The sequence below is a fragment of the Mycobacterium farcinogenes genome, assembly GCF_019739075.1.
In the GTDB taxonomy this organism is placed as follows: Bacteria; Actinomycetota; Actinomycetes; order Mycobacteriales; family Mycobacteriaceae; genus Mycobacterium; species Mycobacterium senegalense.
Genome location: NZ_CP081673.1, coordinates 635042 through 658056, shown reverse-complemented (window position 1 = coordinate 658056; position 23015 = coordinate 635042). Strand labels below are relative to the sequence as shown.

The following is a 23015-nucleotide window of genomic DNA, read 5'->3' as shown; positions in this document are numbered from 1 at the left end:
TCCCCCTCTCGCCCTCAGACTAACCAGCCGGGCATCCAGCCAACCTCGGCGGCCTGTGGATAACTTGTGGATGGTTTCGGAGAGCGCGGGGATTGCGGCTGCTCAAAGGCGGTGAAATTGAATTACACGCTTGTGAGTAAGGCTGTGCGATTGTCGTGTACCGCAAACCGGTGCAGGCGGTGCACGCTCGCGGGTGACGAGTGTGCGCGATCTGCTGCCCGATCACCGTGTGTCGGGCAGCAGACACGCACGCTCGCGGTGCTGCTAGAGGGGCAGGAGGCCGTGCTTGCGCTGCACCTTGGGGCCGTTCTGCTTGTCGCGCAACAACTTCAGGGACTTGCGCAGCAACAGCCGGGTCTCGTGCGGCTGGATGACACCGTCGATGTAGCCGCGCTCGGCCGCGATCCACGGCGTGGCCATGTTGTCGTTGTAGCCCTTGATGAAGTCGGCGCGGATCTTCTGCACCTCAGGTGCGGTCGGATCCGGGAACCGCTTGACCAGCAGCTGGGCCGCACCCTCGGCACCGATCACCGCGATCCTGGCGGTCGGCCAGGCGTAGTTCAGATCGGCCGTCAGCTGCTTGGAACCCATCACCGCGTACCCGCCGCCGTAAGCCTTGCGGACGATGATGGTCACCTTCGGCACATCAGCCTCGACGATGGCATTGAAGAACCGGCCGCCGCGCTTGATGATGCCGCCCGTCTCCTCGGCCACACCAGGCATCGCGCCCGGGGTGTCGACCACGAAAACCAAAGGCAGGTTGTAGGAGTCGCAGAACCGGATGAAGCTGGCCGCCTTGTCCGAGGCCTCGTTGCCGATCGCTCCCGACATGACCATCGGTTGGTTGGCCACGACGCCGACCGGATGCCCGTCCACCCGGGCGAATGCCGTGATCAGCTCCGGCGAGCGCTGGTCGGCGATCTCGAACACGTCACCGTCGTCGAAGATGCGCAGCAGGATCTCGTGCATGTCGTAGGCCGTGTTGTCCGCGTCCGGCACGATGGAATCCAGCTCCAGATCGTGCGGCGTGATCTCCGGCTCCAGGCCGGGGTTGATGATCGGCGGATTGTCGAAGTGGTTCGACGGCAGGAAGCTCAAGTAGTCGCGCACGTACTGGTAGGCCGCGGCCTCCGACTCGACCACCTTGTGAATGTTGCCGCGCTGCGCCTGTACGTCCGCGCCGCCGAGCTCGTCGAAGGTCACATCCTCGCCCGTGACGTCCTTGATCACGTCCGGGCCGGTGATGAACATGTAGCCCTGGTCGCGCACGGCCACCAGCAGATCGGTCTGGATCGGTGAATAGACCGCTCCGCCGGCGCATTTGCCGAAGATCAGAGAGATCTCCGGGACCAGGCCACGCAGCATCTCGTGCCGGCGGCCGAGTTCGGCGTACCACGCCAACGAGGTCGCGGTGTCCTGGATACGGGCACCCGCGGAGTCGTTGATGCCGATGATCGGGCAACCGACCATGGCCACCCACTCCATCAGTCGGGCCACCTTGCGGCCGAACATCTCACCGACCGAGCCCTGGAACACCGTCTGGTCATGGCTGAACACACCGACCGGACGTCCGTTGATGGTGCCGTGCCCGGTCACCACGCCGTCGCCGAAGAACGCGTTCGGGTCACCCGGGGTCTTGGCCAGCGCGCCGATCTCCAGGAAGCTGCCCGGATCGAGCAGAGCGTGAATCCTGGCCCGCGCGGACGGAATTCCCTTCTTGTCCCGACGGGCCTTGGCCTTCTCGTCGCCCGGATCGGCAGCGATCTCCAGCTTCTCACGGAGCTCCGCCAGCAGTTCAGCGGTCGTCTTGTTCGTCACTTGCTCTCGCTCTCCGCCTCGATACGGTTGATCGCCTCGCTCATATGAGCACCGACCTTGGCAATGTACGGCTCATCGATCGCCTGGATGTGCTCGCCCCCGATGTGCACGACCTCCAGGTCCGACGCATAGTCGCCCCAGCCGCCGTCGGGCTGACGCGTGGCGTACGCGGGCTCGAAGACGATGGCGTCATCGTGGTAACGGTCGGCCATGTAGAGCGTGACGTGCCCGTCGTAGGGCTGGATCTCGATGGTGTCCAGCGCCCGGTTGTCCAGGTAGGACGTGCGCTGATGCTCGATGATCCCGCCCGGGATCTGCACACCGCTCTGCGCGACGACCTCCAGGACGAACTTCACCTGGCCCTCGTCGTCGAGCTTCTCCAGCTCCTCGTAGGGGATCTCGGGCACCTCGACGTTGAAGGTGCGCTCGGCGAAACGCGCGTAGCGATCCCAGCGAGCCCGCATTCCCGCCTGGCTCTGATCGATCGGCTCACCAGGGCGCACGCAGTCGATCAGCCCCACGAACCGGACATCTGCACCGGCCTGCTTGAGCCCGATCGCGCACGCGTAGGCCAACGCCCCACCCAGCGACCAGCCGGCCAGGATGAACGGACCCTTGTGCATCTCCAGCAGCTTCGGCACGTACTCGGCCGCACGCTCCTCGATCGAACCCTCGACGCGCTCGATGCCGTACACCGGGGTGTCGGCCGGCAGGCGCTTCATCAACGGCTCGTAGACCACCGTCGATCCGCCGGCCGGATGGAACACGAACACCGGGACCTGCGGACCGCCCTCTTTCGCGGGCCGCAGGGTACGGACGAATCCATCCACCACACCCTCTTCGAGCTGATCGCGCACGATCGTCGCCAGCTCTTCGATGGTCTTGGCCGCCCGGACCTGGTCGACCGTCACGGTGCCCTCGGCACGCTCGGACAGCCGCTCCGACAGCTTCGTCGCGGTCTCGACATCGACGAACGGCAGCTCGTTGAAGATGCCGCCCGGCGACTTGCCGGTCACGATCGCCCACGTGGCGAACGTGACCCGCTCGGCGGCGTCACGCGGGGGCACATCGGCGCCGAGCGCCTCGGTGACCGCCTCCTGGGTGAGCACCTTGGCCGCAGCCGCCGCCGCGGTGGCCTTGCTCGGGCCCGACGGGTCGCTCGGCGGAGCGGGGATGGCCGGTCCGCTCGGATCGGTCGGCGGCGGTGGGATCTCCAGGCCTTCGGTGGCTGCGGCCTCGGCAGCCGGGTCCGGCCCGGTCTCCTCGGACTCCTTGTCTGCCAACGGATGTCCGGCTTCGGCCAACTTGGCCTCGAGCTCGGCCACGGTCGAGGCACCACCCAGCAGCTCGGACTGCTCGGCGGCGATCTCCTCGGCCGACTTGCCCTTCTGGGACTCGGCGATCTGATCGACCTCGTCGCGGTGCTCGATCGCGTACTTGATCAATTCCTCGACGTTGTAGAGGTTGGCGTCACGGACCGCGGTCAGCTGGATCGGCGGCAGGTCGAAGTCGTACTCGACGCGGTTCTTGATCCGCACCGCCATCAGGGAATCCAGGCCCAGCTCGATCAGCGGCACCTCCCACGGCAGGTCCTCGGGCTCATAACCCATCGCCGCCCCGACGATCGTGCCGAGCCGCTGCGCGACGGTCTCACCGGAATCCGGGGACCACTTCTCGAAACCGGCGCCCATGCCGGCGCCCTTGGTGAGGTTGTCGGACAGGATCTCCGCATCGTCCTCGGGTTCCGGTTCGGCCACGGCCGGTGCCGCCGAAACCTGTTCGGCGACAACGCCGGCACCCACCGCGGTCGGCAGCGTGGTCGCCGCGCCACCACGGGTGACGATCGCGTCGTAGACCAGGGTGAAGCTCTCATCGATCCGGGCGTGCACCTGCACCGAGGCACCACCCGGGTGCCGGGTCAGCGTGGTGACCAGACGCGAGCCTTCCGCGGGCACCGCGCGCTGCTCGGACGCGGTCAGCCGGGCATCCGGAAGAACCTGGGCGGCAGCGGCTTTCACAAGAGCAGCCAGATCCGTGGTGCCCTTCGACACGAACTCCCAGACATGCTTGCCGTCGGGCGTCGCGACATGGTTGCCGGGCATCACCGCGGAGCTGTCACCGGTGAAGTGCGCGTCCAGCCAGTGCGGCTTGCGCTTGAACTTCGTCGGCGGGATGTTGGCGAAGTCCAGTGCGCCGGCCAGGCCGGTGGACTTGCGCGGGAACAGCGTCCGCAGGTCCAGGTCGTGGCCGTGGACGAACAGGTGCGCCATGGCCGTCACCATCGAGGTGACCTCGTCCTGCTTGCGGGCCAAGGTGGCGATCAGCTGCGCGTCGTGCAGCCCGGCCGAGGCCGTCGTCAGCCCGACCTGCATGAGCGCCACCGGGTTCGGCGCCAACTCCAGGAACGTGGTGTGGCCGTTGTCCACGGCGTTGCGGATGCCGTGGGTGAAGTAGACGCTGTGCCGCAGCCCCTTCTTCCAGTACTCCACATCGTGGATCGGCTCGGCGCCGGCCCGGATGAACTTGCCCTCGTGCACGGTCGAGAAGTACGCCGTCTGCAGCGGAAGCGCCTCGATGCCCTGGATTTCGGCGGACAGCTCACCGAGCAGCGGATCCATCTGCTGGGTGTGGCTGGCGCCCTTGGTCTGCAGCTTGCGGGCGAACTTGCCCTCGGCCTCGGCCCGGGCGATGATCGCGTCGATCTGCTCCGGCGGGCCACCGATGACGGTCTGGGTCGGGGCGGCGTAGACGCACACCTCCAGACCCGGGTAGTCGGCGAAGACCGTCTTGATCTCGTCGGCCGAGTACTCGACCAGCGCCATCAGGCGGATGTACTCACCGAACAGCATCGCCTCGCCCTCACCCATCAAGTGGGCACGCGAGCAGATGGTGCGGGTGGCATCGGCCAGGCTCAGACCGCCGGAGAAGTAGGCCGCGGCCGCCTCGCCGAGCGACTGCCCCACCACCGCACCGGGTTTGGCGCCGTGCGCCTTGAGGAATTCACCGAGTGCGACCTGGATGGCGAAGATCACCGTCTGCACCACTTCGATGGGGTATTCGCAGGTCTCGTTGGTGTAGTCGATCGCGTCATCGAGGATCAGCTCGACGACGGAGTACCCGCGCTCATCCTGGATGTGCGCGTCGACCTTGTTGATCCACTCGGCGAAGACCGGCTCGCGCAGGTACAGCTCTTTGCCCATCTTGCGGTGCTGGGCACCGAAACCGGCGAGCACCCACACCGGGCCGTTGGTGACCGGGCCGTCGGCCGAGATCACGCTCGGGTGCTGCTTGCCCTCGGCGACGGCCCGCAAGCCCTTGATCGCCTCGTCGTGATCGTGGGCCAGCACGATGGCGCGCGAGCGGCCGTGGTTGCGGCGCGACAGCGAACGCCCGATGGACTCCAGCGACGACGCCCGGCCCTCCTCGCTGTCGATCCAGTCCGCCAGCTCAGCGGCGGCGACCTTCTTACGCGACGTCAGGAATGCCGAAACAGCAAGCGGGACAACCTTCTTTACCGGTTCGGCGGCGTCAGCGGCCTCCAGCTGCGCACGGGACTCCTCGATCAGGCGCTTGGCCTCATCGGTCAGGCCGGGCAGTTCGTGATTCGCCTCGTCGTAGGCCGGGTACTCGCCGTCGCCGGCACCCGACTCATCGTCGTCGTGGATGAACTCGCCGTACTCGTCCATCCGGACGCCGCCGACGTAGACCGCGTTGGCCTCATCGGAAGCCGACTTGTCCTCCACCGCTTCGGGTTCGGGCTGCGGCTCGACCAGATCCGAGGGCAAGACCTCGCGCAGCACCAGGTGCGCGTTGGCACCGCCGAAGCCGAACCCGGACACACCGGCGATGGCATGTCCGCTGTAACGCGGCCATTCCGAGACGGTGTCGTTGACCTTGAGGTGCTCTTTGTCGAAGTCGATGTACGGGTTGGGCCCGGCGTAGTTGATCGACGGCGGCAGCTTGTCGTTGGCCAGCGACAGCGTCATCTTGGCCAGGCTCGCCGCACCGGCAGCCGATTCCAGGTGTCCCACATTGGATTTCACCGCACCCAGCAGGGCCGGCTTGTCCGCGTCACGACCGCGCCCGACCACCCGGCCCAGCGCGTCGGCCTCGATCGGATCACCCAGGATGGTGCCGGTGCCGTGCGCCTCGATGTAGTCGACGCTGCGTGGGCTGATCCCGGCATCCTTGTAGGCCCGGCGCAGAACCTCTTCCTGCGCATCGGGATTCGGGGCGAGCAGGCCGTTGGACCGGCCGTCGTGGTTGACCGCGCTGCCGGCGATCACCGCGAGAATCTGGTCACCGTCACGGCGGGCATCGGAGACCCGCTTGAGCACCAGCATGCCGCCGCCCTCGGAGCGCGCGTAGCCGTCCGCGTCCGACGAGAACGACTTGATCCGGCCGTCGGCGGCCAGCACGCCGCCGACCTCGTCGAACCCGATGGTCACCAGCGGGGTGATGAGCGCGTTGACGCCGCCGACGATGGCGACGTCCGCCTCACCCGAGCGCAGTGCCTGCACACCCTGGTGGGCGGCGACCAGCGAGCTCGAGCACGCGGTGTCCACCGACACCGAGGGGCCGCGGAAGTCGTAGAAGTAGGACACCCGGTTGGCGATGATCGCCGTCTGGTTGCCGGTGATGGCGTAGGGGTGGGTGACCGTCGGATCGGCCAGCGACAGGTAGGAGTAGTCGTTGTTGGAGCTGCCGATGTAGACCGCGACGCTGCCGCCCCGCAGGCTCGACGCCGGAATGCGGGCGTGCTCCAACGCCTCCCACGTCAGCTCCAGCGCCATGCGCTGCTGCGGGTCGATGTTGTCGGCCTCCATCTTCGACAGCGCGAAGAACTCGGAGTCGAAACCCTTGATGTCCGACAGGTAGCCACCGCGGGTGCGGGCCTTGGCCACGCGCTCGGCGATCCGCGGCTCGGACAGGAACTCCTCCCACCGGCCCTCGGGCAGGTCGGTGATGCAGTCCTTCCCGGCGAGCAGGGCCTCCCACATCTGGTCAGGCGTGTTGAGGTCACCCGGGAAACGGGTCGACACACCGACGATCGCTATGTCCTCCACGTCGCGATCGCGCGTCCAGTCCTCGTCGTCGGTGGACTCGGGCTCGGGCTCGCCCTCGATGATCACGGTGGCCAGCGACTCGATGGTCGGGTGCCGGAACAGCACCGTGGCCGTCAGCGTGACCCCGGTGAGGTCCTCGATATCGCTGGCCATGGCCACCGCGTCACGCGAGGACAGCCCCAGCTCGATCAGCGGGGTGGATTCGTCGATCGCGTCTGCGGACTGCCCCGTGGCGTTGGCCACCGCCTTGCGCAGCCACTCGCGCATCTCCGCGACGGTCAGATCCGGACGCGACGCCGGTGCCGCGGCGGGCTCGGTGCCGTCTGGAAGATTCGAATTGCTTTGTGTTTCATCCATGTTCAGGTCACCTTTGTCTCAACCGGCCGGCAGTCGGCGGTGTGGGTCAGCTCAGCTCAGTCGGTCTCGTCGGGGAAATCGTTGGCGATCTTCCCGCTGCGCAGCGACCCGTCGAGGTAGGCCGAGCGGCACGCCCGCCGGCCGATCTTGCCGCTGGAGGTACGCGGGATGGCGCCGGCCGCGGTCAGCAGCACGTCGCGCACGGTGACACCGTGCCGCACCGCGATCGCCGCGCGGATGTCGTCGGTGATCGGGCCGACTTCGAGCTTGTGGGCGCCCGGCGCCCGCTCGGCCACGATCACCAGCTGCTCGGAGCTGTCGTCAGGATCGCGATGCAGACCCGAGTGCGCGTTCTCGAAGACCTCGTCGGGCAGCTGGTTGGCCGGCACCGAGAAGGCCGCGACGTAACCGGTACGGACCGCCTTGCTGGCCTCCTGCGCGGAGTACTCCAGATCCTGCGGGTAGTGGTTGCGGCCGTCGATGATCACCAGATCCTTGACGCGGCCGGTGATGTACAGGTCGCCGTCGTAGAACGCGCCGTAGTCGCCGGTGCGCACCCAGGTGGCGTCGTCGGCGGCGCCCTCGGCGTGCGACGGGCTGGTCCGCGACTTCAGAATGTTCTGGAACGTCTCGGCAGTGGCTTCCGGCTTGCCCCAGTAACCCGTGCCCATGTTCTGCCCGCTGATCCAGATCTCGCCGACCTGGCCGTCGGGCAGCTCGGTCGCGGACTCGGCGTCGACGATCACGGCCCACTCGTCCACCCCGACCTTGCCGGCCGAGGCCTGAGCCACCGCCTTGGGCGAATCCTCGGGCACCTCGACGATGCGGCCGTTGTTGAGCTCGTCGCGGTCGACGGTGATGATCTTGGGCTCTTCGGCGCTCGGCGTGGTCGAGACGAACAGCGTGGCCTCGGCCAGACCGTAGGAAGGCTTGATGGCCTTGGGCGGGAAACCGTACGGGCCGAACGCCTCGTTGAACCGGCGCACGGTGGCCGCCGAGATCGGCTCACTGCCGTTGAGCACAGCCTTGACGTTGGACAGGTCCAGCGGCGCCGAGCCCTCCTTGGGCACACCGCGGGCGGCGGCATGGTCGAACGCGAAGTTCGGGGCCACCGAGATGGTGCCGCCGGTGTCGCCCTCCTTGCGCGCCAGCTCGCGGATCCAGCGCTCGGGACGGCGCACGAAGGCCGCGGGCGTCATGAAGGTGAAGTAGTGGCCGATCATCGGGGCCAGCAGCGCGGTGATCAGACCCATGTCGTGGAAGAACGGCAACCAAGACAGGCCGCGGTCACCCTCCTCGCCCTCCAGCGCCTCGATCACCTGCACCACGTTGGTGGCCAGGTTCAGATGGGTGATCTGCACGCCGGTCGGGATGCGGGTCGAACCGGAGGTGTACTGCAGGTAGGCGATGGTGGTCTCGTCGACATCGTCGACGTGGACCCAGGTGGCCGCGACGTCGTCGGGTACCGCGTCGACGGCGATGACGCGGGGACGCTGGTTGGCCGGGCGGCTGCGGAAGAACTTGCGCACACCTTCGGCGGCTTCGGTGGTGGTCAGGATGGCCGAGGGGTGGCAGTTGTCCAGCACCGCGTGCAGGCGGCCGACGTGGCCGGGCTCGGACGGATCGAACAGCGGCACCGCGATGCGGCCGGCGTAGAGCGCGCCGAAGAAGGCGACGAGGTAGTCGAGGTTCTGCGGGCAGAGGATGGCGACGCGGTCACCGGGCTGGGTGACCTGCTGAAGCCGGGCAGCGACGGCCTTGTTGCGGGCGCTGAACTGCGCCCAGGTGAGGTCGCGGGCCACGCCGTCACGTTCGGTGGAGAAGTCCAGGAAGCGGTATGCCAGCTTGTCACCACGAACCCTGGCCCAGCGCTCGACGTGCTCGACGATGCTGGCGCCGTCAGGGAACTTGATCTGACCGTCCTTGATGAACGGATTGATGAACGGCATTTAACTCTCCTGTCAGAGCGGTACTCGTCGCGTTGGCGCACGTCACTGGCGGTGCGTCGCAGCCACTCGGCGGCCGGTACGTACCAAAACCCGGACGATCGTACCGGGCGCGCCGATCCATACCCACAGATCAGCTGATGGCACTATCCAACCCGCTGTGCACGCGCGATGCTCTTATTTTTCTCTTAATGTTAAGGGACCGTGACGGTCCCGACCAAATCCGGCGCGCGCCTCAGCCGTGCTTCGGATGAGGCGCGTTGTCCACCAGGTCCTTCGCCCAGCTCAGCGTCCACTGCGTGGCCGTCTGCCCGTTCTCCACCCAGAACTGCGGGGTGTTGTAGAGCGCGTGCACCGGACCGGCCGCGCTACCGGTCAAGGTCTCCAAGGTCTTGGGCAGGTTGAAGATCGAGAACGCCTCTTCCGGCGCCGAGCAGATCAGGTCCCCCTTGCCGCAGATCTGATTGGTCCGGTCATCGAGCGCACCGAAGCCGCCCTGCCGCGGACCCGTCATCGTCAGGCCCATCTCGGACAGCACCGGCACCTCGTGCAACGTGATCTCGGCGCCCTGACCGGGCGGGTTGGGGCCGATGTCCTGCCCGACGCCGAGCTGGCGGCGGCCGTCGGCGATCAACGTCACCCCCAGAACCAGGTCCTCGTCGACCGGGCCGCGGCCATTGCCGATATCGCTGGCCAGGTCACCGCCGATCACCGCGCCTTGCGAGAAGCCGGCGATCACATAACTGGTCAGCGGGCAGCGGTCGTTCATCTCCGTCATGGCCTTGACCGCGGTGCGCTTGCCCTCGGCGCGGCTGTCGTTGTACGACATCTGGTTGTCGGCCGAGAACGGGTTATGGAACTGGGCGGTGTAGGGCACCGTGTAGACCTCGAGGCGATCCTTCCCGAACTGCTCGGCCATCGGCCGGCTGACGTTGGTCATGAGAGACAACGGGAACTGCGTCGGATTGAACGGGTCATCCTGCGGCGAGGACTCCCAGGTGCCCGGGATCGAAACCATCATCACGTCGGGGCAGTCGGCGGACTGGAACTCCGGGCGCGGCTTCCGCGTCGCCGACGGGCCGGGTACCCCGGCCGGAGGCTCGGCCGTCGGCGGCGCCGACGGAGTCTCCGGGCGGCGCATCACGATCACCACGATCGTCACCACCAGCACCACGACGAGTGCCATCGCCGCGGCGGCGATCAGGGCCAGGATGCGGTGACGCTTCCTGCGGCTGGCATTTTTGGCCATGGGTTACTCGGGCTCCTCGCGTGCGGTGCGGTGATCTGCGGCTAGCAGAGATGTTCGGTGGCGGTGCGGATGTAGTCGGTGGCGGCGGCGTCGATCTCGGCGGCGCTCGGGCTTTCCCGCCCGGACCGGGACGCCCGGACGTCACTACGCACCAACGGCAGCACGAACGCGCGTACCGCCTGGTCATTCTGCCTGGCGGCGCGGGCCTGGCACACATACGACCCGATCGAGAGCGCCAGCAGCTCACTGGACGGGGTGATCCCGGCAGCCTTCAGTTCGTCGAGATAAGTGTGTTGCTGCGACGTGATGTCCAGCTCACCGCTGCTGCCCTGCTGCGGCTGCGCGGACACCGCCTGCGGCTGGGCGCCGTTGACCTGTGAGGTGGGCAGAGCCAGGGGCGCCATGATGTCACCGCCCGCATCGCATGCCGTGAGCAACGACGCAGCGGACACCGCTACCACCAGGGTGGCCGACCGTACCGTGTGCTGCACGCCTCCACCGTACCGGCTGGTGAAAAGTGCCCCGGCGCAGCTGATTAGCAGTTCCGCCGGCCGTCTACTTGATGGTCGCGACCAGTTCGCCCGACATCTGCGCCAGCTGCGGGGCCCAGCTGCCCCAGTCATGCTGACCACCGTTGGGCATGTCGAAGTGCCCGTTGCTGCCGCCGACGGACCGGTAGTGCTGGTAGAACGACCGATTGCTGCCCGCCGCCTGATCACACACACCGATCATCGCGGCCGGGTCACTACAGGTCAGCGTGGCCGGGCTGTACACCCACAGCCGGGTATTGGCGTCAGCCAGCAATTGCACGTGCACGTCGGGGTCATGCCACTTCCAGCGACCCAGCTGTGGGGCACCCCACATGCCGTAGCTGTCCACACCGCCGAACTCGGCCATCCCGGCGGTGATCGCGCCGTTGAGGGTGGTGGCAGACGGGGTCAGGAAACCCGAGAGCGATCCGGCGAAGCGGAAGCGGTCGGGGTGGAACGCGGCCAGCGTCAGCGCGGCGGTGCCGCCCTGCGAGGCACCGACGACTCCGTGCCCGCCCGGGGCCAGACCCTTGTTCGCCGCGAGCCAGTCCGGCAGCTCGGCGGACAGGAACGTCTCCCACTGCTTGCTGCCGTCCTGCTCCCAGTTCGTGTACAGGCTCCACGCGCCACCGGCCGGGGCCGCCACCGAGATACCGCGGCCGGCCAGGGTCGACATCGCATGCCCGGCGTTGACCCAGTTGCTGACGTCAGGGGCCGCGTTGAACGCGTCGAGCAGGAACACCGCATGCGGGCCGCCACCCTGGAACGCCACCGGGATGTCGCGCCCCATCGCGGCCGACGGGACCATCAGGTACTCGACACCCTCGGCCCGGGCCGGCGCATCCGTCGCCGCCGAGACCGCCCAGAGACCGACACCGAGCACCGGAGCCAACAGGGCCAGCAGCATCGCCCGCATCAGACTCAACGCACGCCTCATCATCAACCTCTCCTGCTGCCGGTCGCTCGAAGTGCCCCCGCACACGTAACCCGCGTTGTAGTGAACCACATCGCCCCCGAGGCAGGGGTCGCAAACGGCGGACGGCGGCGACCCCGTGGGGATCGCCGCCGTCTTCGGTTTGTCTTACCCGGTGCTACCGGCGACCGCTCAAGCGGTCGGGGTGGCGCCCAGGACGCGCTGCAGGTCAGGCTTCATGGCCTGCAGCTGCTGGCCCCAGTAGGCCCAGGCGTGCGTACCGCTCTGCGGGAAGTTGAACACACCGTTCTTGCCGCCGGCCGCGATGTACTTCTCCTGGAACGTGGAGTTGGTCCGGCAGACGAAGCCCTCCAGGAACTTGGCCGGGATGTCGGTGCCACCGAGCTCGCCCGGCTTGCCGTTACCGCAGTAGACCCAGATCCGGGTGCCGTTGTTCGCCAGCGTGGCGACGTTCTCCGTCGGGTCGTTGGCCTTCCAGGCGTTGCCCGGGTCACCGGTCTTGCCCCACATGTCGTCGGCCTTGTAGCCGCCGGCGTCACCCATCGAGACACCGATCAGCATCGGCCACCAGCCCTCGGACGGGTTCAAGGTGCCCGACAGCGAGGCCGCGTAGATGAACTGATCCGGGTGGCGGGCCGCCAGCATCAGCGCCGACGAACCGGCCATCGACAGACCGACCACGGCGCTGCCGGTCGGCTTCACGTCGCGGTTGGCTGCCAGCCACTGCGGCAGCTCCTGGGTCAGGAAGGTCTCCCACTTGTAGGTCTTGCAGCCGCCGTCCTTGGTGCCACACGCCGGCTTGTACCAGTCGGTGTAGAAGCTGGACTGGCCACCGACCGGCATCACAACCGAGATGCCGGAGTTCAGGAACCACTCGAACGTCGGGAGCTCGATGTCCCAACCGTTGTTGTCCTCGCGGGCGCGCATGCCGTCGAGCAGATACAGCGCGGGTGCACCCGCCCCACCGCTCTGGAACTCAACCCGGATATCGCGTCCCATCCCTGCGGACGGAACGTCGAGATACTCGACCGGAAGGCCAGGTCGAGACCAGGCTCCGGCGGTCGCCGAGCCGCCGACGACGCCAACCAGGCCAGGCAGTACGGCCGCCGCGGCGACCGCAACCGTCAGCCGGCGCGACAGACCTGCCGCTGCGCCGCGCATCTTCCCAACGAACTTCATACCGCTCCCTATCTGATCTCTTCTTCGTATTCCGCACATCGATTCACACCGACGTCAGCGGCTCACGTGCCCGTGTAGTCAACCACACGAACACGCGGTGCTTCTCTGCAGCAGTTGTCGTCCCTGGTCGCCCCTACGCCGTTGACGGTCGCGATCAGGCACGGTTCGAGAGCCTGCCGCCCCTGGCGGCGCGTGAGGTGAACACCAGAGGTCAGCATGGGTTTCTCTGTACCGTCCAATCAAGATCTGTACACAGGCTCGTCTGCCTATCGACGCAACCTCGCCCAGCGTTACCAAACACACAGATTCGGATGCGACGAGTTGGCGAACGGTCAGGGTCCGGTGGCCGGCATCCCGGTGTACGGCGGCTTCTTCGGCTCGGGAACCGGCAGGCCGCAGCGCTGGAGGTCATAGAGCGGGACCCGGTCGATCCGGTACTTCGTGAAGTCGTACGCGTGCGCCAGGTTCGACAGGAACCGGCGCGGGCTCATCTCGCCGCGCACCGAGGTGAGCATCGACTCGGTGGCCGGGCAGGCCAGGGCGGCCTGGGCCTGGGCGATCCAATCCTCGTCGAGGTAGGCCGGGATGTAGGGCCGGGTCTTGAGGAACGGCCCCTCGGCCACCGCCCAATCCGGAAACAGGTTCTTGTCGTGGCCGATTCGGCCGTCGGTCAACCGCTGGGTATGCATGGCAAGCGGATTCGTCAAGCCGATCTGGTCGATGACCCGCACGTCGAGGCCGACGTTCATGCCCAGCATGCCCATGTTGGTGAAGAACACGGTGTGCGGGGTTCTCAGCGCCCGGCGCTCCGCCGGCGTGAGATCGGGCGGCGGCGGGAACGCCGGGACGACGTCCCACACGTCGTAGTTGCCCGACGGCAACAGCAGTGCCCCGTCAGGAGTGTTGTCGATCGCGGTCAGCACCGCCCGCATGCGCGGGTAATCCAGGTAGTCGGCGGCGGTCAACGGGTGCGCATGACCGGTGGCCTGCGAGTAGAACCGGCGCTCGTCGACGATGCCGGAGTAGGTGACCCGAGTCGCGTCGGCGCCCAGACCGGGTGAATTCGCGGCCCAGATCGACCATCCCACCACCGCGGCCCACAGCACGCTGGTCGCGGCGGCCAGCAGGTAACCCGTCTCCCTGGTGAACTTGGTGCCGTCGGGCAGCACCACGGGAATCACCGCGACGGGTATCAGCAGGCAGAACAGCGGTGTCAGCAGCACCCGGCCGTGCATGAAATCACCGCCCTGGCGCACCCAGTAGATGGCCTGCAGCAGCCCGCTGACGAACATGAAAAGCACTACGGCGGCGGGACTTTGGACGGTCCGGGCCAGCCAGCCGTAGCCGCGGGGCACCTGATGACGCACCCACCACGGCCGCGTCCTGGTGGTCAGCAGGACCACCCCGAGCGCGGCCAGCAGCATCACCGGCACCCACAACAGGTACGGCTGGTTGAAGTTGGTCAGGTAGGTCAGCCCCTGGGCCCACTTGGAACCCGAGGCGTCCTTGGCCACCGCGGTGCCCGGCACCAAAAGTCCGTAGTAGCCCATCCGGAAGATCTGGTAGGCCACCGGCAGCAGGCCGCCGGCCACCACGATCAGCACCCGGCGGCGCCACCCGCGCGCCGCGATCAGCATCATCACCAGGGCGCCGCCGCCGATCAACGCCAACTCGGGGCGGATCAGCACACTCAGCCCGGCAACGGCGGCCAGCGTCGCGTCGAAGTACTTGCTGGACACCGGGTTCGGTCGCCGCAACGCCTGCGACCAGCACACCATCATCCACCACAGCAGGCCCAGATAGGCCAGCACCAAACCGTTTTCGAGCCCCGAGGTGGCGAAGTCACGCGCCGGCGGGACCGCGATGTAGACCAGCGCCCCCGCGGGCAGCAACAGAGCGCGACGGCCCTGCAGGCTCGGGGCATACAACCGGCCGGTGCCGAGCATCGCCAGCACGACGCCGAGCACGCTCAGGGTCAGCGCGAAGGCCAGGGCCACGTACTCCATCCGGACCGGGCCGCCGAGCCACGCGCCCAACGTCACCAGATAGGTCCACACCGTGGAGGTGTTGGCCTCGATCCGCTCACCGGCATTGAAGACCGGGCCGTTGCCCGCCAACAGGTTTCGCACCGTGCGCAGCACGATCAGGCCGTCGTCGGCGATCCAGCGGCGCTGCCAGGCGCCCCAGCCGAAGAGCGCGGCCGTCACCACCACGCTCAGCCAGAGGCTGATCCGCACCGTGGCGTCGTACGGGAACACCGGCCAGCGCGCCGCCAACCGGTCACCCACGCCACCGGCCAGGCGGCGCAGCGTGATTCGGTCAGCTGAAGTAGATGGCTGCACCGATGGTTCCGATCCACGCCAGGAACAGGATCTGCAGAACTCGGTCTTTCAGAGCGATCTCCTCCGGCTCACCGGCAATGCCACCATCGATGTCGACCGCGTAGCGCAGGATCGCGACCGTCCACGGCACCATCGTGATCGCGTACCACGATGCGTCCTGGCCGTCGAGCCCGAGCGCGTCGTTGACGCTGTCGCGGCCGAAGGCCCACAGGCCGTAACAGAGGACCACCGCGGTGGCCGACATCGTCCAGACGAACCGGAGATAGCTGCTGGTGTAGCTCTCCAGCGACTTGCGGATCTTGGCACCGGTGCGCTCGGCCAATTGCAGCTCGGCATAACGCTTGCCTGCTGCCATGAACAGCGAGCCGAAGGCCATCACCAGCAGGAACCACTGCGACAGCGGGATACCGGTGGCGGCACCACCGGCGACGGCCCGGATCAGGTAGGCCGAGGACACGATGCAGATGTCGAGCACGGCTTGATGTTTGAGGCCGAAGCAGTACGCGAGCTGAATGGCGATGTACACCGCGATCACCGCGGCCAGGTTCGGGGTGAGCAGCCAGGAGATGACCAGCGAGGTCACCGCGAGAACGATGGCCACCACGTAGGCCAGCGATGCCGGCACGACCCCCGCGGCGATGGGGCGGAACCGCTTCGTGGGATGCGCCCGGTCCGCCTCGACGTCGCGGGCGTCGTTGATCAGGTAGATCGACGACGCGGCCAGGCTGAACACCACGAAAGCCACCCCGACCTTGACGGCGAGATCGGCGTAGTTGTACTCGATTCCGCTGCCGACCGCCGCCAACGGCGCGGCCAGCACCAGCAGGTTCTTGATCCACTGCCGTGGCCGCAGCGCCTTGATCAGCCCGGAGGCCAGGTTCTTCGGCGGAGCACCCTCCGGCTGCGCTTCCTCAGTCATTTGGCCACGGTCTCCTTCGGCCCCACACCGGCAGTTTTTCCGACCACAGACCCCACGACCGTCCCGACGGCCACGCCGGTCAGTACGTCGGTGGGATAGTGCACACCCAACACCAGTCGCGACAGCGCCATCGGCACCACCAGCGCGGCCCGGACCGGCAGACCCGTCGTGCGGGCCAGCAACAGTGCGGCCGCCGCGGTCGAGGTGGCATGTGCCGACGGGAAACTCAACCGGCTCGGGGTCCCGACGTTGACCGCGATGTCGGGGTGATGCGGCCGCTCCCGGCGCACCACCCGTTTGATCAGAACCGCGGCGGCATGGGCGGCGAAGGCGCCGACGCCCACCGCCAGCCATGACCTGCGCCTGGCCGGCTGGGCCAGCGCACCGACAGCGGCGAGCCCCAGCCACCCCAGGCTGTGCTCACCGAAATGCGACAGCGCACGCGCACCGGTCAGCACGCCCGGCCGGTCGGCCAGGGCGGACTGCACGGCAACCAACACGGCGTCCTCGCCGCGCGGGGCATCGGTCATGTCAGTTTTTCTCCGCCGACTCTGTCAGCAACACCGTCTCCCACTTCTGGGTGCTGGTCAGCACCGGCAGCGCCTCACGATAGACCTTGCGCATCCGGTCGAACTGACGGACCACACGTAACTGCTGGCGCAGCGAGGCGCGCAACAACGCGAACATCTTGGCGCGGTCGCGCTGCCGGTACACCACACCACGGCCGTCGGCGGTGGTGACGGTGACCCCGTCGACCCGGCACAGCGAGAACCAGCGCGCGTCCTGGGTCGCCACGTTGATCTGCGGCCTGACATGGGTTTCGGGATCGTGTTGGCGCAGCTGGTGGACCACGCCGCGGGCCAGGTTCACCAGGATGGCCGGCTTTGACACCGGGATGCCGATCTTCTTGCGCTTGAGATCCGAGGGCGGCGGCAGCTCGGTGGCGCCGGGCAGCACCACGGCGTCAGGGAACTGCTGGCGCATCTTGCGGACATCGGGCAGCGCCGATTCCAGGATGGAGAAGATGTGTTCCGGCCCGGCCAGGAAATCCTCCATGGCCCGGTTCTGGATGGCGACTGTCGAATATTCAAGGCACAGAAGGTGTTTGAACGTGGCCTTGAGGTGGCTGGCCAGCAGTCCGCGCGCATCGCCGTCCCAGTGCAGGGCCGACACCACCAACCGGTTGCGCAGGTGGAAGTAGGCCTGCCAGTCGATCGCGTCGTCCTTGTCGCTCCAGGCCATGTGCCAGATCGCCGCGCCGGGCAGGGTGACCGTGCGGTAGCCGTGCTCGGCGGCGCGCAGGCCGTATTCGACGTCGTCCCACTTGATGAACAGCGGCAACGGCTGACCGAGCTCCTCGGCGACCTGCCGCGGGATCATGCACATCCACCAGCCGTTGAAGTCCACGTCGACCCGGCGGTGCAGCAGCTTGCTGCGGTTCGAATCGGTGTCGTCGAGGGCGTGCTTGGCGAAGTCGTGGTCGTACTCGGCGTTGGGGGCGGCCGACCACATGAAGTTGGTGCGGTCGACCATCTCGCCCATGATGTGCAGGTGTGACGGCTCCTGCAGGTTGAGCATCTGCCCGCCGACCAGAGTGGGTTCCTTCGCGAACCGGTTCATGGCCAGGGCCCGCAGGATCGAATCGGGCTCGATGCGGATGTCGTCGTCCATGAACAGGATCTGCTCACAGTCGGTGTTCTTCAGCGCCTCGTACATCACCCGGCTGTAGCCGCCGGAACCGCCGAGATTGGGCTGGTTGTGGATGGAGAGGCGGTCGCCCAGTCCCGCGGCGGCGGCCTCGAAACCAGGATGATCCTTGGCCTTGCTGGTGCCCTGGTCGGACACGATGACCGCGCTGATCACCTCGTCCACCAACGGGTCCGAGGTCAGTGCGGCCAAGGCGTTGACGCAGTCCGATGGCCGGTTGAAGGTCGGGATGCCGACGGCGACGTTGGCCCGGCCGGGTGCGGGCGTCGGGGCGTACCAGCCGGCGCTGTGTACCCGCACCGCGGTGTCGGAGGTGATGTCGAACCAGATCCAGCCGCCGTCCTCGAACGGCGCCAGGTCGATCTCGAATTCGACTGCCGCTGGTTCGGAGGCGTCACCGCTGGAAACCGGGGCGCCGCCGACGGTGATCCGGGCGCCCGTGGCCTTGGAGCGGTAGACGTCGACGCGGGCCGTGCCGGTCAGCTCGACGCGAAGAACCACCGTCTTCAGCGTCGACCACCGGCGCCAGTAGCTGGCCGGGAACGCGTTGAAGTAGGTCGCGAACGAGATCCCGGACTCGGTGCCGATCTCCAGGGTCGTACGGGTCGGGGCATGTGCCCGGCGCGCATTGGTCGGGTCTTCGACGAGGTAGAGCTTGCGGACGTCGAGCGGCTCGCCCGGTCGCGGCAGGATGACGCGGGCCAGCAGACTGACGGCCCGCGATTCTCCGGCGTCGAGCGCGCCGGATGGGATGTCACTCATGCTTTGCTGCTTTCCTCTTCGGTAGCCAGCGGCGCACCGTCGGACAGGTGCGGGGCCAGGATGTTGTCGTACATGTTCAGTGCGCTGGCGATGGCCATGTGCATGTCGAGGTACTGGTAGGTGCCCAGCCGGCCACCGAAAAGCACCTTGGCCGAGGCGGTCTCGGCCTTGGCGCGGGCCCGGTAGGAAGCCAGCAGGGCGCGGTCGGATTCGGTGTTGATGGGGTAGTACGGCTCGTCGTCTTCTTTGGCGAACCGCGAGTATTCCCGCATGATGACGGTCTTGTCGGCCGGGTATTCGCGCTCCGGGTGGAAGTGGCGGAACTCGTGGATCCGCGTGTAGTCCACGTCGGCGTCGTTGTAGTTCATCACCGGGGTGCCCTGGAAATCTCCGGTGTCGAGCACCTCGAGTTCGAAATCGAGTGTGCGCCAGCCCAGCCGGCCTTCGGAGTAGTCGAAGTAGCGGTCCAGCGGGCCGGTGTAGACCACCGGGGCCTGCGGCGACTCCGCCCTGAGTTCTTCCCGGACGTCGAACCAGTCGGTGTCGAGCCGCACCTCGATGCGGTCGTCGGCGGCCATGTTCTCCAGCCAGGCGGTGTACCCGTCGACCGGCAGGCCCTCGTACTTGTCGTTGAAGTAGCGGTTGTCGAACGTGTAGCGCACCGGCAGCCGGGTGATGTTGGCCGCCGGAAGCTCGCGCGGGTCGGTCTGCCACTGCTTGGCGGTGTAGGCCTTGACGAACGCCTCATACAGCGGGCGCCCGATCAGCGAGATGGCCTTCTCCTCGAAGTTGGCCGCCTCATGCCCGGCGATCTCGCTGGCCTGCTCCTTGATCAGGGCGCGCGCCTCGTCCGGGGTGAAGTACCGGCCGAAGAACTGCGAGACGAGACCGAGGCCCATCGGGAACTGGTAGGCCTGGCCGTTGTGCATCGCGAAGACCCGGTGCTGGTACCCGGTGAAGTCGGTGAACTGCCGCACGTAGTCCCACACCCGCTGGTTGGAGGTGTGGAACAAGTGGGCACCGTACTTGTGCACCTCGATGCCGGTCTGCGGTTCGGCTTCGGAGTAGGCATTGCCGCCGATATGCGGACGGCGTTCTATAACAAGGACACGCTTGCCCAGTTGCGTCGCCACGCGCTCAGCGATCGTCAGACCGAAGAAACCGGAACCGACGACGAATAAGTCGAAATGTCCGCTGGACTGGTCTGTAGCGACCCGGGGAGATAAGGACGTCATCGGCAGCCAGGGTATCCGACCGCGCCCCGCTGCCCCGAATTCGACAAAGGGCCCAGGTCGCAATTCGCTCACGATTCAATATCGTCACTTCAGACCCATGAGTCACAGCTTTAACATCGATCTCGTTGGTACTCATGGGCTTCACGCATCGACCCGGATTGCCGACGAAGCAAGAGGAAAGCACCACCCGTAGTCCGAAGTGCAGTCCTTGCAGTAAACATATTGAGGAGACTTCCGTGCCGAACCGTCGTCGACGCAAGCTCTCGACAGCCATGAGCGCAGTCGCCGCAGTGGCAGTCGCAAGTCCAGTCGCCCTTGTTGCCATGTCGCAGCTTTCCCCCGCACCGCAGGAGCGCGAATTCACCCAGGCCGCACTGGTCACCGACCTCCCCGGTGAACTGATGTCCGCGCTGTCGCAGGGCCTGTCCCAGTTCGGCATCAACCTGCCGCCGATGCCGACCAGCCTGCTGACCGGCTCGTCGCCGACCCCGACGCTGGGCTCCCCGACCCTGACCTCGCCCGGCCTGGCCTCGCCGGGCCTGACCTCCCCGGGTCTGACCGCGCCGGGGCTCACCGCACCGGGCATGCCGAGCCAGGGCTTGACCGCGCCGGGACTGGCGTCCCCCGACGCCGCACTGACCAGCCCCAACGGCCTGTCCCCCACCGCCGGCTCGCCGGCCGGCGCCTTGCCGGGGGCGACCGGATCGCTCACCGACCCGGCACTCACCCCGGCCGGTGCGGGTTCGTTGACCAACCCGGCGCTGACCCCGCCGACCACCGGCGGGCTGACCGACCCGGCGGGCGCGCTGACTAATCCGGCACTCACCCCGCCGACCACCGGCGGGCTGACGACGTCGCCCACCTCGCTGGGCGGCACCGGCTTGACCACCTCTCCGGTGGGCCTCGACCCGTCACTGTCGGGTGGCCTGCCCGCCCCGGGCGAGGTGCCGATCTCGGCTCCGATCGGGCTGGATCCGGCCGCGGGCACCTACCCGCTGCTGGGCGCCGATCCGTCGCTGTCGGCGATGCCCGCCACCAGCAGCGGTGGTGGCGGCCTGTTCGGTGACCTGTCGAGCGCGGCCAACCAGCTCGGCGCAGGCCAGGCGATCGACCTGCTCAAGGGCATGGTGATGCCGGCGATCACCTCGGCGATGAAGCCGCCGGTGCCCGCGCCGGCCGCTCCCGCCCCGGCACCTGTGCCGCCGCCCGCGTAACGAAGACCCGGTTAGAAGAACGGCACCGCAGAAGCCATCGGCTCTGCGGTGCCGTTGCGTGGAATCCGCGGCACGAAAGCGCGCCGCGGGCCGTGTCGAAACATTCGTAACACCAGACCCATACGTAACATCAGTCCGTGCAGTCCCGCCGTTCCGCGCCGTCAATTCTCTTCACCGCCCTCGCGGCGACGGTCGTGATCGTGCCGTGGGCGATCAGCGGAACCGATGCCGGCGAACACCCCACTGCGGCAGACGCTGCGCCGAAGCTGACACAGCAACCTCTCGACAACCTCGCCGTCGGCGAGAGCATCCGCGAGATCCACCAGGACACCCCGTTTTCGATGGTCGCGCTCACCTCGCCGGACCTTCGCGGCACGTCCGCCCGGGTCCGCGCCCGCAAAGACGACGGCAGCTGGGGTCCCTGGTATCAGGCCGAGAACCTCGACGGCGTCGGCGCCGACACCCCGGGGCCGCGCGGCACCGAACCGGTGTTCGTCGGGCGCACCAACACCGTGCAGATCGCCGTCACCCGTGCACCACAGGCCCCCGCCCCAGCGCCCGGCAAAGCCGGGAAACCCGGCGCTGCGAAGCCCGCCCTCGGCTATGTCCCCGCCAACGTCGAGGCACCGATCGGCCAGAACGTCACCGCGGTGCTGATCAGCCCGCCGCAGGCGCCCGTCGATGTCGGGCCGCTGCCGACCGCCGCCATCAACCCCGGCCAACCGCCGGTCATCATCAGCCGCGCCCAGTGGGGCGCCGACGAGTCGATGCGGTGCGGAAACACGGTGTACGACAAGGGCATTCGAGCCGGCATCGTGCATCACACGGCGGGCAGCAACGACTACGCGCCCGAGGACTCGGCGGGCATCGTCCGATCGATCTACGAGTACCACACCCGTGAGCTGGGCTGGTGCGACATCGCTTACAACGCCATGGTGGACAAGTACGGGCAGGTGTTCGAGGGGCGCGCCGGCGGGATGGACAAGCCCGTCGAGGGCTCCCACACCGGCGGCTTCAACATCGACACCTGGGGCGTGGCGATGATGGGCGACTTCGACGTCGTGCCGCCCACCGAGATCCAGGTGCGCAACACCGGCCGCCTCCTGGGCTGGCGGCTCGGGCTCAGCCACGTCGATCCGCACGGCACCGTCCAACTCACCTCCGCGGGCGGGTCGTTCACCCACTTCCCCCGCGGAGCCACCCCCACCCTGCCGACCATCTTCACCCACCGCGACGTCGGCATCACCGACTGCCCCGGCAACGCCGCCTACGCCCAGATGGATCACATCCGCGACATCGCCGCCCGGTTCAACCAACCGCCCGGACCCGCGGACCTGGCCGACCAGATGCGCGGCGGCGCGATCTACAACCGATGGCAGGCCGAAGGCGGCCCCAACGGCATGCTGGGCAACCCGACCTCGCCCGAGACCGCAGGGGAAGGGACCGCCCGCTACGCGACCTTCGAGCGCGGCGCCGTGTACTGGTCACCGGAAAGCGGTGCCGAACCGGTCACCGGCGCCATCTACGAGGCGTGGGGAACGCTCGGCTTCGAACGCGGAGTCCTCGGCCTGCCGACCAGCGCCGAAATCCCCGAGCCCCAATGGATCGTGCAGAACTTCCAGCACGGCACGCTGAACTTCGACCGCGAGAAAGGCACCGTCACCCGCGTCGTCGACGGCGTGCCGGTGGAACTGCCCCCGCCGTCACCCGATCAGCAGCCGGTACAGCTGGAGCGCTTCACCCCGATCACCTGAGCG

At 67.7% G+C, this 23015-nt stretch carries 14 protein-coding genes; 2 read left to right on the top strand and 12 right to left on the bottom strand.

Annotated elements, in window-relative coordinates; genetic code table 11:
* Positions 1-264: 264 nt before the first annotated feature.
* The 12 genes from K6L26_RS02915 to glf all read right to left on the bottom strand — a co-directional run bounded on the left by K6L26_RS02915 (position 265) and on the right by glf (position 20044).
* Positions 265-1818: an acyl-CoA carboxylase subunit beta gene (locus K6L26_RS02915; protein ID WP_019349004.1), complete on the bottom strand. Its 1554-nt coding sequence runs from the start codon at positions 1816-1818 to the stop codon at positions 265-267.
* Positions 1815-7241: a polyketide synthase Pks13 gene (pks13, locus tag K6L26_RS02910; RefSeq protein WP_019349003.1), complete on the bottom strand. Its 5427-nt coding sequence runs from the start codon at positions 7239-7241 to the stop codon at positions 1815-1817. The genes K6L26_RS02915 and pks13 overlap by 4 nt, the downstream gene beginning before the upstream one ends.
* A gap of 56 nt (positions 7242-7297) precedes the next feature.
* Positions 7298-9190 (bottom strand): long-chain-fatty-acid--AMP ligase FadD32, encoded by a 1893-nt coding sequence (gene fadD32, locus K6L26_RS02905; RefSeq protein WP_019349002.1) that lies wholly within the window; start codon positions 9188-9190, stop codon positions 7298-7300.
* A gap of 232 nt (positions 9191-9422) precedes the next feature.
* Positions 9423-10436, bottom strand: a complete 1014-nt coding sequence (gene culp6 / locus K6L26_RS02900; protein WP_019349001.1) for a carboxylesterase Culp6 — start codon at positions 10434-10436, stop codon at positions 9423-9425.
* Positions 10437-10477: 41 nt separating this feature from the next.
* A complete protein-coding gene (locus K6L26_RS02895) occupies positions 10478-10927 on the bottom strand; it encodes a DUF732 domain-containing protein (protein ID WP_036391018.1) in 450 nt (149 codons plus the stop codon).
* Positions 10928-10991: 64 nt separating this feature from the next.
* Positions 10992-11903 carry an alpha/beta hydrolase-fold protein gene (locus K6L26_RS02890; protein WP_064900175.1) on the bottom strand — a complete coding sequence of 304 codons (912 nt, stop codon included), beginning with the start codon at positions 11901-11903 and terminating at the stop codon, positions 10992-10994.
* A gap of 168 nt (positions 11904-12071) precedes the next feature.
* Complete coding sequence (locus K6L26_RS02885; RefSeq protein ID WP_036391014.1) at positions 12072-13079, bottom strand: esterase family protein; 1008 nt, start codon at positions 13077-13079, stop codon at positions 12072-12074.
* 332 nt (positions 13080-13411) lie between these two features.
* On the bottom strand, positions 13412-15421 hold the full coding sequence (zomB, locus tag K6L26_RS02880) for a terminal beta-(1->2)-arabinofuranosyltransferase (protein WP_372514874.1): 2010 nt from the start codon (positions 15419-15421) through the stop codon (positions 13412-13414).
* The gene (locus K6L26_RS02875) at positions 15399-16340 is read right to left on the bottom strand and encodes a decaprenyl-phosphate phosphoribosyltransferase (protein ID WP_019343849.1); all 942 of its coding nucleotides are present in this window, start codon (positions 16338-16340) and stop codon (positions 15399-15401) included. Before K6L26_RS02875 ends, zomB begins: the two co-directional genes overlap by 23 nt.
* Entirely contained in the window at positions 16337-16870 is a 534-nt protein-coding gene (locus tag K6L26_RS02870) for a phosphatase PAP2 family protein (RefSeq protein WP_019343848.1), read from the bottom strand. The genes K6L26_RS02875 and K6L26_RS02870 overlap by 4 nt, the downstream gene beginning before the upstream one ends.
* A 1-nt stretch (position 16871) precedes the next feature.
* Positions 16872-18809 carry a glycosyltransferase gene (locus K6L26_RS02865; RefSeq protein ID WP_047040266.1) on the bottom strand — a complete coding sequence of 646 codons (1938 nt, stop codon included), beginning with the start codon at positions 18807-18809 and terminating at the stop codon, positions 16872-16874.
* Complete coding sequence (gene glf, locus K6L26_RS02860) at positions 18806-20044, bottom strand: UDP-galactopyranose mutase (RefSeq protein ID WP_064900177.1); 1239 nt, start codon at positions 20042-20044, stop codon at positions 18806-18808. The genes K6L26_RS02865 and glf overlap by 4 nt, the downstream gene beginning before the upstream one ends.
* Before the next feature lie 236 nt (positions 20045-20280).
* On the opposite strand from glf, the gene K6L26_RS02855 reads away from it, so the two are divergent.
* A complete protein-coding gene (locus tag K6L26_RS02855) occupies positions 20281-21258 on the top strand; it encodes an exported repetitive protein Erp (RefSeq protein ID WP_036391009.1) in 978 nt (325 codons plus the stop codon).
* 137 nt (positions 21259-21395) lie between these two features.
* Positions 21396-23012: an N-acetylmuramoyl-L-alanine amidase gene (locus K6L26_RS02850; protein ID WP_064900178.1), complete on the top strand. Its 1617-nt coding sequence runs from the start codon at positions 21396-21398 to the stop codon at positions 23010-23012.
* Positions 23013-23015: the final 3 nt, after the last annotated feature.